The organism is Shewanella sp. MMG014 (genome assembly GCF_018100775.1).
In the GTDB taxonomy this organism is placed as follows: Bacteria; Pseudomonadota; Gammaproteobacteria; order Enterobacterales; family Shewanellaceae; genus Shewanella; species Shewanella japonica.
Genome location: NZ_JAGJDZ010000004.1, coordinates 1 through 17,588, shown reverse-complemented (window position 1 = coordinate 17,588; position 17,588 = coordinate 1). Strand labels below are relative to the sequence as shown.

At 33.4% G+C, this 17,588-nt stretch carries 11 protein-coding genes and 2 pseudogenes; 3 read left to right on the top strand and 10 right to left on the bottom strand.

The window, feature by feature from the left end:
- Positions 1-4: 4 nt before the first annotated feature.
- Complete coding sequence (locus J8L86_RS07620; protein ID WP_211029678.1) at positions 5-1,564, bottom strand: ATPase, T2SS/T4P/T4SS family; 1,560 nt, start codon at positions 1,562-1,564, stop codon at positions 5-7.
- A 1,749-nt stretch (positions 1,565-3,313) separates the two neighbouring features.
- Here J8L86_RS07620 and J8L86_RS07615 point away from each other — a divergent pair.
- The 3 genes and pseudogenes from J8L86_RS07615 (at position 3,314) to J8L86_RS07610 (ending at position 7,740) form a co-directional block, all read left to right on the top strand.
- Positions 3,314-4,840, top strand: a complete 1,527-nt coding sequence (locus tag J8L86_RS07615) for an EAL domain-containing protein (RefSeq protein WP_211029668.1) — start codon at positions 3,314-3,316, stop codon at positions 4,838-4,840.
- A gap of 253 nt (positions 4,841-5,093) precedes the next feature.
- Positions 5,094-6,075: pseudogene (locus tag J8L86_RS21120) on the top strand (IS3 family transposase); the annotation flags it as partial.
- Positions 6,076-6,548: 473 nt separating this feature from the next.
- Positions 6,549-7,740, top strand: a pseudogene (locus tag J8L86_RS07610) (IS4 family transposase).
- Positions 7,741-7,916: 176 nt separating this feature from the next.
- Here the strand turns inward: J8L86_RS07610 and J8L86_RS07605 are convergent.
- The 9 genes from J8L86_RS07605 to J8L86_RS07565 all read right to left on the bottom strand — a co-directional run.
- Positions 7,917-8,546, bottom strand: a complete 630-nt coding sequence (locus J8L86_RS07605) for a hypothetical protein (RefSeq protein WP_211029666.1) — start codon at positions 8,544-8,546, stop codon at positions 7,917-7,919.
- Between the two features lie 15 nt (positions 8,547-8,561).
- On the bottom strand, positions 8,562-9,398 hold the full coding sequence (locus tag J8L86_RS07600) for a hypothetical protein (protein WP_211029664.1): 837 nt from the start codon (positions 9,396-9,398) through the stop codon (positions 8,562-8,564).
- On the bottom strand, positions 9,395-9,964 hold the full coding sequence (locus tag J8L86_RS07595; RefSeq protein WP_211029662.1) for a hypothetical protein: 570 nt from the start codon (positions 9,962-9,964) through the stop codon (positions 9,395-9,397). The genes J8L86_RS07600 and J8L86_RS07595 overlap by 4 nt, the downstream gene beginning before the upstream one ends.
- A gap of 9 nt (positions 9,965-9,973) precedes the next feature.
- The gene (locus tag J8L86_RS07590; RefSeq protein ID WP_211029660.1) at positions 9,974-11,455 is read right to left on the bottom strand and encodes a hypothetical protein; all 1,482 of its coding nucleotides are present in this window, start codon (positions 11,453-11,455) and stop codon (positions 9,974-9,976) included.
- Positions 11,455-12,012 (bottom strand): hypothetical protein, encoded by a 558-nt coding sequence (locus J8L86_RS07585; protein ID WP_211029658.1) that lies wholly within the window; start codon positions 12,010-12,012, stop codon positions 11,455-11,457. The genes J8L86_RS07590 and J8L86_RS07585 overlap by 1 nt, the downstream gene beginning before the upstream one ends.
- 26 nt (positions 12,013-12,038) lie before the next feature.
- Positions 12,039-13,334, bottom strand: coding sequence for a type II secretion system protein (locus J8L86_RS07580; protein ID WP_211029656.1), 1,296 nt, complete (start codon positions 13,332-13,334; stop codon positions 12,039-12,041).
- Between the two features lie 32 nt (positions 13,335-13,366).
- The gene (locus tag J8L86_RS07575; protein ID WP_211029654.1) at positions 13,367-13,945 is read right to left on the bottom strand and encodes a type II secretion system protein; all 579 of its coding nucleotides are present in this window, start codon (positions 13,943-13,945) and stop codon (positions 13,367-13,369) included.
- Positions 13,946-14,707: 762 nt separating this feature from the next.
- Positions 14,708-15,799 carry an OmpA family protein gene (locus J8L86_RS07570; RefSeq protein WP_211029646.1) on the bottom strand — a complete coding sequence of 364 codons (1,092 nt, stop codon included), beginning with the start codon at positions 15,797-15,799 and terminating at the stop codon, positions 14,708-14,710.
- A gap of 760 nt (positions 15,800-16,559) precedes the next feature.
- Positions 16,560-17,588, bottom strand: a 1,029-nt coding sequence (locus J8L86_RS07565) for an Ig-like domain-containing protein (protein WP_211029644.1), incomplete at its 5' end; no start/stop codon positions are given.

Here is a 17,588-nt window from a genome sequence, read left to right as displayed (position 1 = left end):
AATTTCACCCCAAGCTCTCATGATATATTCCAAAGGTTTTTTCCAGCTGAAAGGGGCATACAAACCCATCCTTCATTAACTGAAACCCCCTTTCAAATAAAGTCACTCCATTTACACCATCTGTATCAGATACCCAACATTCATTTAAACGTCTGAAATCAACAGAACGTATAGCCTCCAGTTTGTAGTCATCAAATGTTATTAATTCAACTAACGCTCTTCTACCTAAAGTGCCTCGCCCACTACAACGCGTGCAACCATTTTGATTAACAACACGAATTGTTGAAATTTTATTTACTTGACTATATTTGAGCAGAGCCTTTAGAACTGGCTTAAGACTCTCACTAGATTTTAATTCAAACAAAGGAATTGAACATTCACACAAAACTGGAATTAATTTTTGACATAAAATTCCAGACAAAAAACCTGGAGCGGCCATTCTTTTATAATCAATACCCAATGTATTTAGCCTACTAATTGAAGAAATACAACTACCTGCGTGCAAGGTTGTGATTGCAAAATGACCACTCTCAACAGTTTCGGCAAGCACTTCAGCGGTTTGTTTATCTCGGGTTTCACCAATTAGTAATATATCAGGATCTCTTCTCATTGCTGAGGTTAAATATTTAGTAAAGGCACCTTTGTCATTTTCTTTGCCAACAGTACGAATCACTGATGTTTGCGCTGCCCCTTCAATTGGATATTCCACAGGATCTTCGACTGTAATTATAGACACATCTTTATTATGAAACTCATTATATAGCCAATTTAAAATACCTTGGATACTAGATGATTTCCCTGAACCTGTGGAACCAGCTACAACTAAAAGTCCAGTGGATTTTGAAGAAACCTTTTTTATAGCCTCATCAAGTTGTTTATCAATATACGGAATAATAAACTGTTCATTTTTTTCATCACTTTTTGATGTCGAATGAGTTGCCAGCACCCTCATTACAGCATGATAAGCTTCATTATTACTAGATTCTGTTGGAGAATGCGAATACCGTACTTTGACGGATGTTCCATTTGCAAAATATGCGCTACCAGAACAATCTTGCAAGTAACGTCGATTCCAAACATCCTTCTTTTCATTTGCAAGAACATTAAAAAAAACCCCCAAAATTAAATCTATTTCAAAAGGAGGTATATTTTTTATAAATATTAAACGACCTTGCATTCGATAATACAGCTTTGCATCGTAATCCTGTCGATAAATATGCAAATCTGAAACTCCATTACAAAAAGCCTCTTCAATCAAGACATAAAATTTCTTTTCAAGAGAGCTAAGTGCATCCTGATTTACAGCTAAAGATTGTTTGTTTAGAAATTTAAAACTATTTAATAAATCAATAGTACAAGTATAGTAACGAACATCTACGCCTTCCCCTACATAATTATCTATAACGAACAACAAAAGCTTGACACTACTTAATTCACATTCATCTATAAACACAACTGACACAAGCAATGGTTGTTTCATTACAAAAAAAGAATCAAACTCATCTTCAATTTCTCCTAAATTGAACAACTCTTCAATTTCTTTGATTTCTATTAGGCCTGTCACACTCCCCCCATTACATTTATCTTTTATTTATTAGTTTCCATTAAATAAAACTAAAAAGTTAAACTCACCACACATATTAACTTTCATACAAAATCTAAAAACCTTATAGAAAAATTAAAAAGTTAAAACAAGTGTTTAAAATAAAATAAATCAGATAAACAATAACGCATATTGAATACCCCCCTCTCGCCTTTGCAAATAATTTAATGATAGAATTAAAACGCTAAAGCTTGTGAGAAAAAATGTAATTATCAACAACAAAACCTATATCATTCTTAAACAACCAAAACCATAAATATTTTTCATTTGACGGAGTTAAATTAACAAAAATTAAAGTGCTGAGGCGCAGGTTAAGTAAACAAGGAAAAATTGAATCAATTATGAATAAAATACTATTACCGCCCCCTTTAACAGTTGACACGGTAATTACCTTCTGTTTTTTTTGACCATTACTCTCCTTAACCACAACTCTATGAATCAAAATTTTTTACTCAATTACATTTCGCCTTTTATTGCTAACTACCTGTTAATTTGCACTGAAAATTCTTACTTTTATAAATGTCATAGAGTTAATTTAAATCATTCCAGTCAATTCTGTAAAAGTTCAAACTAAACCTTAAATATACTGATCCCATATACCTTATGATGCATAGATGAGAAACCGGTCAATAGGCTTACCTTTAACAATATCGAAGATATCAATACATTTCTGCCAACCTTTTCCCTTCATACTTAAAACACTGATTGCAATCAATTGGTGGCTTATCTATTGATAGTAGAATACAAACACCGACTCTAACCAGATGCTCTGCATATTTTCAATAAAGCCTAAACTTTACAGGAGAAATTTTTAATCTATATTCTCAACGGCATTAATTCTCTTACACCATTATATACTTACCCAACAATCAAACATCGTTAGTGTTGCCAAATGTTAATTATCTAATTGATGTATGCAATCTTCACCTTACCACCACCTCCAAGTTAAATTTTAGTTGAAATCCAGCTTAATTACTTGCACACTGCTCAACACAGTTGAAGCAAGTTATCGACAAGAAAACTAGATCTTATAAAATCTGAACAGTATCTATTTAGTCTTTTCTAAGACAAAGTTAAACATCACCACCTACCTAAGCAATCACTTATTTATGAAATAATTATTTTACAAACAAGCATAATAATCAAATAAAAACCAGTAATAAAACATTAACCTACTCATGTTTTTTTTGATTTTTTAAAGAAAAAAATATGAAAACCAAATGTTTAACATATCCTACTCGTGGCGTTCAAGAAACATTCAAAACCTTTGAGCGTATCCTAACCATTCAACCGAATCAGTAGAGCGCTAATCCACCGTATTTTAAAACTGAAATAACTAATACCATACTAAATGATGTGAAACGTAAATTTTATAAACTACCCCTCCTTCATACTTAAAGATGTTCAAAATGTTTACCATCTTATAAACGCCACTAAACAAAGAGGCCATAAAAAAGGTTGTAACGTAACCGCGAAAAAATAACACAAAGTCAAAACATACCCAAAGCACCTTGCCATCTGTTAACTAGTGACCCTCCTCCCTTAAAAGCCACTAGTGCCCGAAAATAGCTCAAAATAAATAACTTAGCACCAAGATTAAGTTGATGGGTTAGCCTCATTAAAAATGTCAAATACTACAAGGCACCTCTGTAACAAAAACAGACACTGAGATATACTTACACTTAACATTTGCTTTTTTTGGGGCTCTCAATGGAACGCGTTAAATATATCCTGATTTTTATCGTCGCTTTGTTATTGTCAGTTGTCTCGTTAAAAGGTGTTGAACACTATTTAGCAAAACAAGTCATTATCAGAGACGCTTCGATTTTAAAGGACAAGTTTGAGCGTTTAATTAAGGTCAGTACAGAATCATTAAATAAATTACCTAACATATCGTTAGATAGTTTCGAGTGTACCGACGATGTACAAAAACAACTTAAGGAAACTGAGTTTAATGCAAGTTTTATTCGCTGGGTAGGTGTAACTAAAGGGTTAAATATCTTTTGCGAATCTAACGAGGTCAAACGCGAAATGACCGGAGTTAGACGTCATAAAATCAGTGAAAATTATCATTTAGGGGTATTAGAATCAGTTGAAGATAAAAATCTTGAATTAGTACTTATTCGAAGTATGGGTGACATTTTCTATGCCGCTAGCTTAATCCCTTTAGAGCCTCGATTTTTTGTTTCAATTAAGTGTAACCATTGTTTTGAATATAAAATCACATTTGATTCGAGCCCATACTTATCCTTCGGCTTTGAGAGCTTTGATGGTGATTATTACATTAGTGAAACGACTCAATTAACTTCATCGTATTTTATTGCAAATTTTGAGCTATCAGGTAATAAGGATTTTTATAATCAATACACCTATATTTCTTGGTTCATGACCTTTGTTATAGGTTGTATTATTGCAATGTGGATAACGTATTTAGCATCTTTTATGTTTCAATACAAGCAATCAATACATAACCAGCTTATTCAAGGCATAAAACATCGCGAATTTATTCCATTCTACCAACCAGTTGTAGACTCACGAACAAACAAGGTCGTTGGTTGTGAAGTACTAATGCGCTGGCGGCTTAAAGATGGTGACTTTATGTCGCCGAATCAATTTATTCCCTACGCAGAAGCAAAAGGATTAATTGTTGAAATGACAGAGGTGTTACTTGAACATGTTTTTAATGATATTCAGCAACTAGGGGTAAAAAGAGATGGGTTATTTTTTAGTATCAATATTGTGCCTGAACATTTATATTCCGATGAGTTATACCAATTATTAAATAGTGTGGTCACAACAGGCCGGATAAAACCGCATTATATTTCATTAGAAATCACTGAGCGTTACCCAATTAGCGATCTGGTCGCTGCGCGCAAAAGCTTAGATAAATTTTATGCCTTAGGGATAGAGCTAAAACTCGATGATGCTGGCACGGGTTATGGTGGTTTTAGCTATGTGCAAAACTTAGGCATAACTACTCTAAAAATTGATAAAATGTTTATTGACACCATTGGCCATCAAGATAATTTTAATGAAAAAACTATTGAAGCAATAATTTCATTTGCGCAAAAGTCAGGTTTAAATATTATTGCAGAGGGAGTTGAAAAAAGTGAGCAAGTGGCGTATTTAAGCCAATATGGTGTACACCTTATTCAAGGATATTTTTACTCTAAACCATTACCAGCAAAACAGTTTTTCTCTCATTTAAGAAAACATAATTTTTCTAATGCGTTTTAAATCGAAGCTCCTTTCGTAAATGGAAGCCTTATTGTATTGATATGATGGATGTCTCAGCAACCGAATAACCTGTTAAGACATCAAATATTTGGTAGAGAACCTATCATTCAAAATGTTGGAAAAACTAAGTATTCCAAAAATGGTATAGTTAATTTGGCTACCTCGTTAGAGATGATAACATCCCCCTTAAGTTAACGGGTGACACGATGAAAAACGTACAAGAAGAGTTTTTAGTGTTGAATTCAAACTTTATCTGCGCAACTAGTACTAGATCGGAATTGCTGAAGCAGCTCAAGCTATGAACGAGGGTAACTCAACCATGGGAAATGGGTTCAATAATTAAGAGAAGAACGACAAGGTAAGCTACCTAAAGCATCCACCATATTGCCAGAGCAAATTGAAATTTCTAAGTTAAAAAAGCAACTAGCTCGCCTCCTGGAACACAAAAAATCACAGCTCTGTCGTTATCAGACTGACTAAACAATTCTCAAGAATTGAAAGACTCAGGCAGAGCTACAGCATAAAAGCATTTTGCGAAGAAATCAGTATTCACCGTAGCAGTTATAAAATATTGGAGAAAGCGGCCAAGCTCCATTAACGCTGATAAGTTTAAGCTTCATAGCCTAGACAGTGAAGTTAATGCTGCAAGTAATGGGTCTACAGGAGCTAAAGCGGTTGCTAATATGGTGTCTCATTAAGCTGATATTGCGCCACTAAGTTGATAAAAGAGCTTGGTATAGTTAGTTGACAGGTACCTAAACACAAATACAGAAAAGCAGCACTTGAAAATACTGCCCCCCCCCTACTCACCTAGATCGACAATTCGCGGGTACAACTCCGAATGTGGTTTAGGCTTGTGATGTCAGCTATCTGTAGGCTGGTAACCATTGGATGTACTTAGCTGTTGTAATTAATTTTTTTGCACGTAAATTCATTGGCAGGGCTAGTCCTTATTACCTGATAGCAGCTTAACTGGTAAAGTACTTTTGTTGACCTAAAAGAATTTGATAACCCAAAAGAAATTATTACCTACGGCGTTCAAGGTTCTCACTACACAAGTATGAAATTTCGGCAAGTGTTATGGTGTTACCAGCTAAGAAAAAGCATATCTCGAACTGTAAAATGTTCGGATAATAGCAATATAGAACGCATTATAGAGTATTAAGACTGAATGGATATCTTTAGGATGTCGAATTTTAACTGAAGCTCAAAGTGAAAATACAAAATTTATACTCTAAAAACGCAACCAACATTTGTTGAGCAAGACATAATTACCTTCTGACGTTTCTAGTAAATGTCGGTTTTTATTTGAATTACCATTTATCTCACTTGAAAGTTTAATTCACCTCCAAAAACTTGAAACTCATAATTGGTTAAACGATACCATTGCTTCAGTTTTAACCATAAGAAGCTTCACCCTTAAGCTTCTTAGCTATGAACAGTTTAAAACTTATCAGTATTTCGTTAAAGTATTGATAATGTGTTTAATATTATTTGAACCTTAAAAAAAGTGGGGCTAAACAAATCAAAGAGCTATAAGAAGAAAGTGAAAATTCAACGATTACGAAACCTAAACAAAGCCTGAGACTGACGCCCCCCCACTAAATACTAAGCAGAAAAACAATAAGATATTAAAATTCAGTTGGAACATTCATGGCATTTGGTGATCAGATTTATCGCCAAACAAAAATTATCACGAGTAAATCCCATGAATGCGAAACAAGTTTTATCAGAATGCCTATCGTTTGTCACTCCGTTAATGCATAAACTCGCCGACAAAATTTGTTCTGTGCAATCGTAAGCTCAGTGAATGGTGGTTCGCTTTCTATCACAGGCCTTGGTCGTGATATTGATAGTAAAGCCATGGAAAAACATAAGATTAAACGTGTTGATAGGCTATGTAGTAATGAGCACTTACATCGTGATATCACGTTTATATACACCCGCATGACTTGTTTGCTTATCGGGAAAATGAAACAACCCATTATTCATATCGATTGGTCAGTTCTTGATGACCGCAAACAGCACTTTCTCATTCGCGCATCACTCGCTGCACAAGGGCGTTCGCTGACACTTTATGAAGAAATACACCCGATAAATAGGAAAGAAAAACCTAAAACACATCTACTCTTTCTGACAAAAATGAAGATGATGTTACCCTATGATTGCAAGCCCATCATCGTCACTGATGCGGGTTTTCGGATCCCCTGGTGTAAGTAAATCTTGTCGCTAAACTGGGATTATGTTGGTCGATTTAGAAACCGAACACACTGTAAGAAGTCTCCCGTAGTTCGCTGGAATCCCGTTAAGCAACTCTATGTTCAAGCAACAGCAAGAACTAAAAGCCTTGGTGTTTACTTTTTAGGTGAACAACTCTCTTTTAAATCACGTTTAGTCATTTTCAAGCGCAATGCAAAAGGCCGAAAAGATAAAGTGGTCACGGGTGAAAAAGGGAGACGGAACAAAAATCTCGCGTAAGTACAGAGCGAGAAAAAAGAGCATTGGCTATTAGCCACATCACTTTGCAACTCAAATGCTACGGCTAAAAAATTGTTAAAATTTATGCTACAGGGGTGCAGATAGAAGAAAGCTTTAGAGATGTGAAAACACACCTGAAAATGAATGATAGCGGTACAAGGAACCAAGTTAAATTAAGTGTACTTTTGCTCATCGCCTGCATATCACAATTTGTACTTTACCTGTTTGGTTTAGCCGTAGAAGCTGCAAATAAACACAGGCAGTATCAAGCTAACTCGATAAAGCATCGCAACGTTCTCTCAAACCAATTTATTGGCTTAAGAGCTTACAAAGATAGGAATTTGAAGCTGTTGAAATCGCTTTGGCAGTCTGCTATTAAGGCGCTACAGGATTTTGTGAGGGAACCACAAGCATCCTATTAAATTCGTGGGGTTCCGTCAGACTCTGAGAAGAATTAACACACACAATAAACACAAAAATTTGCAAAATAAAAACTCGTTTGGCTGAATGTTTAAAGCTTAAATCTTTTCTATCTTATTGATAAAATTAACTTTAGACCAAAACAAACAGCCAAAAATAAGAAACATACCTTACACCACTAATTAACATCTAAAAATTGCAACTTAGGTGAACCATCATTAGAGCTTTTAACTATAAAACGTTGTTTATTCCATACAAAAACTTCATTTTCCTCAACGGGTAATGAAACCCTCTCATTATTAATTGAGATAACATGCCATAAAGAACTATATAAAGTATAAGAAGAATGAATTAAAAGTTCAGGCAATTTCCTTTCTAAAGGTTGTGTTGATTGAATCTCGTTATTTGTTTTATTTTGTTTTCTGGAAGAAACTGAAACATCCGTTTTAGGAGGTGATATTGGCTTAGATAAATCATTTAACTCTAAAGTTGCTTTTTTCACTTGAGTTTGTAGCATTATTTTTTTTAACTGCAGCTCATAAATAGAGATTTGCTTATTTATATCTGAAACATCATTTTGAAAATCAATATAATCAGTTAAATTTTCCATATCATTTTTAATAAGTAATCCATTTGAACTATCCCCAAGCAAATTACCCCCTTCTTGAACAGACTTAGACAATTGTTTTTTCGAATCATTTACGTCCATATCTTTTTCATTTCCAACTTCTAACTTCTCTGACAAACTTGCATCCGCGCTAACACAAAAAGAAAGAAAAACCAATTGGAAAATAAATATATTTTTCATTTTCACCCCCCCCATTTAAACCTCTTTTAATAACATAGCAAAATGTATTTCAACTTGCCCATTTGAAATATGTATGGCATCAACAGAAAAATTCGAAGTCATAAAAACATCAATTAACATTTCTTGCACCAACTTAACTTCAGCGACCTCTTTAAATGAAACGATAAAAGTTAATAGTTCTACATTTTTAATACTACTATCAACTAAAGGCTTATTGGTTTTATCTAACCTTTCGACATTTAAATTTGACACATAAACTTTTGAACTATCAGATGCGTTTTTTGATATAGCTAATAAATCATTATACAAATCCAGTGTCTTTCTTTTGTCTCTAAAAACCTTATTAAAATTGCCGAAAGAAACACTTGAATTTTCTACCCAATTAAACTCTACATTAATAGCATTACCTTTTTCCTTATAGCTAATTTCTTTTACATTAAGAAATGAAAAATACATTTCTATTTCCTTAAGAATATTAGAAGTTGGAAAGCCAAATAAATTAACCCCTATAGAGCAATTATTTTTAATGCAACCAACAACTTTAACCTCCCCCCAATGAAAGTTATTTAAATTATATAAAAACAAAGTTAAAAAAGTATCAAACAACTCATCAAAACTACCCTTCAAATAATTAAGCTCCAATTGATTTCGAGCTTCTAAATTCACTTTTTCAATTTTAATTCTGTTTTCCTGTTCTAACAAAGCGGCTTCATTAATCTCTTCTTTAGGGTTTAAAATATAAACAAAAACCGAATACCAAATTAAGCTACCAACAAGCAACACTACTAATATAGAAGTTACCAAAAACAGGGCTCTCTTATTATGCTTAAAATAATTAACAACCCTCTTCACTCAAAACCTCCAAAATATATTTGTACAACATATAAAACAGAACCCAAAACCCCACCACCAACACAGAGGCCCCAAAGAATTAAACGAGTAAAACTTGAAATAACTACATATTGAGATTTAACTTCTTTTTGTGACATTTCATACTCATCACAAAAAAAACTTTTTACACTTACATTTGGAGGTAGTTGTTTTTTGCAACGACCCTCAATAATTGCAACATTATCTTTAGTAATGTTCTCACTTATCCCAACAAAATTACAATGTAGAGGACTGCCATTAAACATAGGTACCATAGTGTAAAGTTCATCCTTGATATTTTTAGAACAACAAAGAATAAGATTACACTCTCCTTCACATTCAAAGGTTAATCTTTCTATCTCTTGTGGCTTTTGTTTAAATATAAATATTGTCCTAACTACATTCTCTACTGGTAATTTACCGTCCCCATTGTAAACAATATAAAAACCATTTAAATCACACAACTTTAAACAATAACTATTTGAAAAGTAAGATAAACTAACAAGCGGCTTTGTTCCTACGACAGACCAAACTTTACTAGTTAACAATTCTCCCTCCTAAATTGAGTCAATAATAATTGCTATATTAGTTCTATTCTCTTTTTCATCAGAACTCCCCCCAAGTAAAAAAGTTTTTGGAATAGTAGACGAATTATTATCTTCTAATCTTTTTTGTTTAAAACCTGTCAATAATAACCTGTCACCTTGCTTTATTTTAACTGTCTGAAATAAACTATTCTCAGTTAAACGAGGTAACTGAATATCATCAACTTGATCAAAACCCAACAGTTCACTTTGAGCTATACTGATTGAAAGGGTAATATTGTCAAATTCATCCAAATGAGATACTAGCATCATATTGAAACCTATTTCTAACTCTGCAGTAGTTAAGCTTCTAGTAGAAGTATCATTCCCCGAGTCCCTTTCATACTCAATATTACTGACATAATTAATTTTATCTATTACTTTGAATGGTACAGGCAGAGCGTGCATTGAGGTAACCTCTGCCGATGTTTCAATACTAACAAAGTCATTTTGAATCAAAGAATTCAAGTTAACGAAAGAACCATCAAATACACCACCTTCTTTTCCAATCCCGATCAAGCTAGCACCAGAAGATGGGGAAAAATTACTATTCCCATCAATATTCAAGCCATTACCTGAATATGACAGGCCAATATCGGTTCCAAGCTCAAGCAACTCCTCCTGTTGATAACGAACTATAGTAATTAAAAACTTTGCTTGCTTATCTGCAATTAAATTATATTTTTCTAAAAACTTATCTACTCTCGCTATAGCACTTGGACGGTCTTCGATAGAAATGACACCTGTATTTCTATTGCCAGCCAAAACTGCATCTACATTTATAAGCTCACTAACAGTATCGATAACAGAGTCCCAATGTTCTAAATCAGAAGTTATTTGATATTCCATACCTGAATCGGAGCCAGAATCTGAATTACTTGAAAAAGTTGTCTCCTTCTGGATGTGACTTCCCCCGATTGTGAACATTTTTGTTGTACACTCTTCAAACTCAACAAAACCACCTCTAACATTAACTTTATAATCAAACAACTCACCCATTTGATTTACAAAATCTAAGATTTTACCATTATGTTCGATAATTTTGTCTTTACTTACTCTGACTTCAAAAGTTTTATTTTCTGATGTTCCATATTGAATGTCTTCTGAGTTTTTACTAAAGTCATCTTCGCTTTCGCGACAATATTTCATAGAAACTGGAATTGTTGGGATTAAAGACAAAGCGGAATAAATATCCTCTACTATTATAGGACTTATAACAACATTTTCTTCGAGTTGTTTTTTAAATAAGTTTTGTTTCATTAATGGCTTCGGATGAAAAGTTGCATTGGACTCTTTATAGTATCCAGGCTTTCTTTCAGAAACTTTACTTTCAATAATCTTTTTATCTATACGTTCAATCTCTGGCTCTGCTGCTTTTTGTGTAAGACCTGTACATCCTGTAACAAAAAAAAATAACAGTGACAACAATGCAACATTTTTCAACTTAACAATCATTAACAACCACCTTTACTTGTCACCAACAACCCGGAATCTATTAGATACTCAAAATTAATTAACCAAGCATCCTCTGTAAGTTCATATGAAATTTGTTTTAATATTTCAGAAAATTCGCCAATATATTTTTTATCTTTAAGAACTTTTATATCGCAATCCAACTCCCAATATAGAATTTGATCATTAGAGCTCATTAATTCAGTTAAGTTTTCTTTTAAAGATAAATCTTTTAATAAGTTAAAACTTTTATTAAACGTCTTTATAGATTTAGAATTTATTTCATTCGCTCTCGTTTCGTTCCTTCTAAAACTATATACATTAGGATAATTCACTTGTTTAGTTACACAAAGATCATTTTTAGGAATAAATATTTCCTTACCGGATGGAATTCTATTTACATTAAGAATATCATTATATAATGCAACACACCTCCAACTTTCTCCATTACCCCTTATTTCCAATTCACGAAATAAAGAAGAGCCTTCTCTAATTTTAAATGACTCTTCAGCACAAAGAAAACCGGAATAGAAAACTAAAAAAATCAGTATTATTTTCATTTTTACTTTCATCTTTAAGAATATACTTAACTAGGTTCACACCAAGTAAAAGCAATTAGTGAAACATTAGAAGAATCAGGCATACCACCACTGCTACCTGTTTCAACTGAATTTAAAAAACTATGAACATCCCAGTAATCAGAATTGACAACATTACTATTCCAACCAGTTGCAACAATACCTATAGGACTACTCGCTTCATAATTAATTCCGCCACCATCAATTGTATTACCCCAATCACTTTCAGAAACTTGTTGTCCTCCACCATCTGCAAAACTACTAATAGCACTTGCGATATGGGGTTCCCAATTCTGAGGGCAGGAAGGTTTCCTGACCGCCTGGGTACCTCCGCGAATAAAGTGCACCGTCGGAGTTGTTCTTCTCTCCCCATGGTCATTTGTAATCAAAGAATTGACCTCAAAATCTGCATAATCCCCTGTTAATTTATTAGTCAAATTCAAATTACCGTCATTATTTGATAAACAAACAACACTACTATTTCCATTTGAGCTATCCCAACAAAGTGCCTTTTCCTCATTAACCAAAACGCTGCCATCTGAAAGCAAGTTTTTTACATTTAAGAGACCTTTTATTCGAATCCTCAACTTTGAATTCTTATCCTCAAGGAATTTTAAAATCTCATGAGGATCGCTATTTAAAATCACATCCGTCCCAGACATATCAATTCCTGCGAACTCTATATTACTACTAACTGTCACAAGTTGATTTTTCATTATTAAACTTTCTATTTCATTCTGAAATAAAGTAAAATACTTTACATTTTCATTTGAATTAAACATTGAAGAATCATTTAAATCTATGAACAGATCTAATTCATACCCCGCATCAATTGAGCTATAATCAGTAATCAAAAATATTTCATCTTTGCTTGAGTAATTGACACCACCAATCAAAGTTTCACTTATCCAACAAGGCAAAACAGCTAAGTCTTGAATTTGTGTTAATTGATCACCACCACCTGATTGAGGTCTAAGAGAAATAGGCACACCATAAGTTGAAACTGGATTTTCACAATCGCTATACTTAACCCAACTAAGAAACTCATCGTTCGCTGTAAATGATAAAGTTGGAAAATTTGCTGCACTCCATGGAAGTGCAGCATAGTTAGGATATTCATGACCAATTGAAATTCTGTTTGAAGCAGAAATTAATATATTGGATAAATCATTTGCCAAAACTGAAACCATCTTCTCTTGAGTTAACTTTATATATGAAATAGTTAACGAAGCTACGACAATACCAACAACTCCAATTGCTATTATCACCTCCAATAATGCAAAACCTGATTTTTTTATTTTCATGAATAGAGCCTAATAGTTATATCAGTTAATTTTTATCTAGAGCCTAATGCAATCTCGACACTAGCAGTTGAACATTGAGTTAAAATATTTGCCGGAGTAAATAAAGAACTATCAGAATTTGAATAAATAATTTCATCTGCAACAGTAGCCGTTATATCGAATGTAGTACTAGCCGTTCCAACATAAACAAAATCCCATGTAGTACCAATTTGGTTTACAACAGCAATACACTCATCTATTCCTAAACCTGCTACTTTAACAACATATCCTGTATCAGCGTTACTATTGACTGAAGCACTTAATACCGCCAAGTCAATTCCAAAAGGATTATTCAAATCATCAGCAGCATACGCACCTCCAATTTGTCTTCCATCAGTACCAACAGTAGCAATATCAGAATAGTCACCAAATCTTCCATAAACAGTTGAAATACCAGATTTTAAATTAGATAGATTATTAACAAGTTCTTTTTGATTTAACGAAGTAAAAGCTTGAGATGCTAAACCAACCACCGCAGCTGTTAGCACACCAATAACACCAATCGCGATAATTAATTCTAACAATGCAACACCGCGTTGTTTTTTGGCTTGACTATTTTTTTTATATAACATTTTTAATCCCTATGTAATTATCGTCATCTAAATTGACAACATAATATTTTATGACTAATCCGAAACAATTAGCAGATAATAATCAATAAAAACCCTACTCTCATTAGTAATAAAGCTTTTATTAAAGTAATTTTAAGGGTTGTTTTAGAAAGAAGATTGTTTCCATAGAACATTTCACAAACAATACGAAGGTTGAACAACGTTATTGATTATTTCATATACTTAGTCAATATCGATTATCAATTTGCGTTCAAACAAGAATTGAAGAAGTTGCTGCCCAAGGACAGTTCTTTAAATCTTATTACAGAAAATCACCTTTGCCCCCCCCTCTCCCTCTTTATAAGACGTAAAACATTTAACAATAACAAATGTCAACTGCACAATTAGGGCCAGTAACGATTTACGTCTTTAGCCTGTCTAACACTAAGCAAAAAAAACATTTAAACATAAACAAACTTTACACATTTATATATTTATGAGTTTTAAGATAATTATTATGTAGAGATGACAATTTCTACAAAATGAAGATAATCAAGCAACTTTAAAAGTTATTGTTTGATATTGGGAAATATGATTAGGGTTGATTTTCAATCACAAAAAAATAGCTCACCAAAAGCCATATTATAAATATTAAAAGATCTGGTTTATAAATTGACGAAACTTGGAATTCAATAAAAAATTGGATACTCAAAATCCAGAGTATCCAATTATCATTTAATTAGAAGACGTTACTTTCACTTTAGCTTATATAATAAATGAACTTCATGAATTAAAATCAGAAACAGTAACAACAACTCTTCGGTTCTTTCTTCGACCTTCAGCTGTGTTATTATCAGCTATCGGACGAGTTTCACCTGCACCAGTTACAGTGATTTGACTAGCTGCAGCACCTAATTCTAAAAGTTTGTTAGCTACAGCCTGAGCTCTTCGCTCAGAAAGAAACTGATTATAAGCCGCAGAACTAAGCGAGTCAGTATGGCCAACAATTGTGACTCGAGATTGAGGGTAACGTTTTAAGTTAGCAGCCAACTCCGATAATTCTTTAATAAAGCCAGCACTGAGTTCTTGTGAATCAAACTCAAATGAATCTCTTATATTTTCAGAAGAAAATGTTATTTCATTTAATGAAAGTTTTTCTGGACTCTCAACTGTAGCCGAAGCTCTTACTTCTTCTGAAGTAATATCATGAGCATTTTCTGAAACTATAGAAACTACTTCTTCAGAAACCACAGGAGAAGTATTAACAGGGACTTTTAAATCTTCTTCAATTTTATATGGAGCACTTCGATGAACAACATTGCGTTTAACTGTCTTTCCAAAAGTATACGTAAAACCCATCAAAGCTCCATAGCTATCATATTTACCAGTATTAGTTATACCAATACTATTTATATACTGATAACCCAGTGACATACGAAGGTTGGGATTAAAGGTATAATTCACCCCAAGCTCTCCTACTGGTGAAAACCCATTACCATCAATTTTTTCTACAGAATGAACTGCTTTCTGCATATCCCAATAAGCCACACCAACTCGACCATACAAACTGAATTTTTCAGAAAAGTGCCAATCATACCTTACTGCACTTTCTACCAACCAGGTATTCACTTCTACAGATGAAGCTTCAGCCTTAAGTTTCTCGTGATATTGATAACCCAAATCCCAGCTCCAAGCTGGTGAAAACTGAATGCCAGAGTAAATCCCATAAACAGAATTATGGGGATTTGATGACTGATATTTTTGATCATCAGCCCATTGATACCCCCCTTTTACACCAACAAAAAACGAAGGGTTTTCTGCAGCGGTTACTATAGGCGTAGCTAAAACCCCAATAAATAATATAGCTTTTTTCATAAAACCTCTTACATAACCAATTAATTTTAAATAAACATCAAATAGAACAACGATAAAAAACGAATGAAGACTTTCAACTATTTCAATAAAACCATACAAAAAAATTAAAAACCTCAACAAAATAACAATTAATTAATTTAATATATTAATTAATGTTCATTAACATATCTAACGCACATAGAAATGAAACGTCCACCAATAAACACCTTAAGTAGAAAAACTATCGTGAGACTATCAAAAAGGAATCAATTCCAACTAGAATGAACTATTCAAACCAGATAAATAAGAACAAACTTAACATCATAAAAGTAAGCTTAAAAATTATTAAACCCGACAGAAAACATTTCATAGTAACTGTTTTTTTTCGCCTTGAAACTTTAACTATAAATTGAAGGGCAGTTTGAACAATATACAAACTGCTCACCCCCTAAATAAAATCACTACAGTAAAATCAACGTTTCTACATTAACTTTAGGTCTTACAATTTATTTAATATAAATAGAATAGATTAAAACAGAGCACAAGCTAGACTATACTTTACCTTTCCTAAACGGCTATACGACGTGTAAAGTTTTAAAAAATTCAGTTTTACTAATAACTCAGTTATAAAATTAGTAGTCAACATAAGTTGACCACTAAAATGCTTAAAAATTTAACCATTCATAGGAATAAAGATCTTTCATCATAAAATCAACTAATAGCATATAAAGCACCAATTAATATCATAAACAAGAAAACGCTAATTTATAAATCTTTAAAACTACTTATAAATAAAAATAATCCCTGAAATATCAACGTTTTTATCAGCTTGAAAAACATAGATACCAAACACTTCTTTTTGAATAGTTATCATATCTGACACTGGGTCTACAGCAGTACCTTGAGTTCCAGCTTCTTTCAACGTTCCTTCTTCAGTCCAAGACATGCTTTTAATCACTCGTCTGGTTTCTGTGCTGCTATCATACAATGACGAAACACCTGTAAGATCCCCTTTAACTTTAGCCATTATCATTATGTCACCAATTCGCCAGCCACCATTATCACCTGCTAATAACTCTCCAGTGTCATTGTCATAAATTCCGTCAACAATAACGCCTCCGTGAAATTTCAGGTCAGAATGACTATCCGCAGAAATAAATACGCCATAGTTAGTCTCGGTTCCAAATACATCACTTTTTTCACTTTCCCGCATGGTAACAATCGTCTTTTCAGAAGTCATTCCATTATATGTCACGCTCAACTCTGTTACATACCCATCCTGAAACGTATCAATTTCAACCAAGCCTTCGTTGACATTGATATTTAATCCGCTAGACCAAATAGCAGTATTTGTTATATCGTCTACAACGCCATCAGAATAGTGCGCATAAGCCTGTAACTGAACACCGTAAAACTCAGTAAGCTGAATATCTGCATTGCTAACGGTTACATCTAATAAAATAGCTGCAGTCACATTAACGTTTACATCATTACTAATAACTTCATCTTTTGCCGCCAGAACTATCGTCTTACCGACACTAACACTAGCTAGCAAGCCTGAAGGAGCAACCGTTGCAGTATTCGTATCATCAACTAACCAGGTAACTGAATCACTCACATCTGTTGTATTACCATCACTGAATGTTGCAATTGCAGTTAGTTGCTCGGTGTAACCTAACGCAATATGTACATCTGCTGGCGTAACCGTAAGCGCGGTAATTACAGCTCCAGTAATATCTACATTGGCTGTATTACTAGTAACACCGTCTTTTTGGGCCGTTAAGAATGTCGCACCAACCTCATTACCCGT

What these genes read in the sequence shown, in the direction of transcription:
- J8L86_RS07580 (WP_211029656.1), bottom strand. Translation starts at nt 13,334, where the DNA reads ATGAAAATAAAAAAATCAGGTTTTGCATTATTGGAGGTGATAATAGCA.
- J8L86_RS07605 (WP_211029666.1), bottom strand. Translation starts at nt 8,546, where the DNA reads ATGAAAAATATATTTATTTTCCAATTGGTTTTTCTTTCTTTTTGTGTT.
- J8L86_RS07615 (WP_211029668.1), top strand. Translation starts at nt 3,314, where the DNA reads ATGGAACGCGTTAAATATATCCTGATTTTTATCGTCGCTTTGTTATTG.
- J8L86_RS07570 (WP_211029646.1), bottom strand. Translation starts at nt 15,799, where the DNA reads ATGAAAAAAGCTATATTATTTATTGGGGTTTTAGCTACGCCTATAGTA.
- J8L86_RS07575 (WP_211029654.1), bottom strand. Translation starts at nt 13,945, where the DNA reads ATGTTATATAAAAAAAATAGTCAAGCCAAAAAACAACGCGGTGTTGCA.
- J8L86_RS07585 (WP_211029658.1), bottom strand. Translation starts at nt 12,012, where the DNA reads ATGAAAATAATACTGATTTTTTTAGTTTTCTATTCCGGTTTTCTTTGT.
- J8L86_RS07590 (WP_211029660.1), bottom strand. Translation starts at nt 11,455, where the DNA reads ATGATTGTTAAGTTGAAAAATGTTGCATTGTTGTCACTGTTATTTTTT.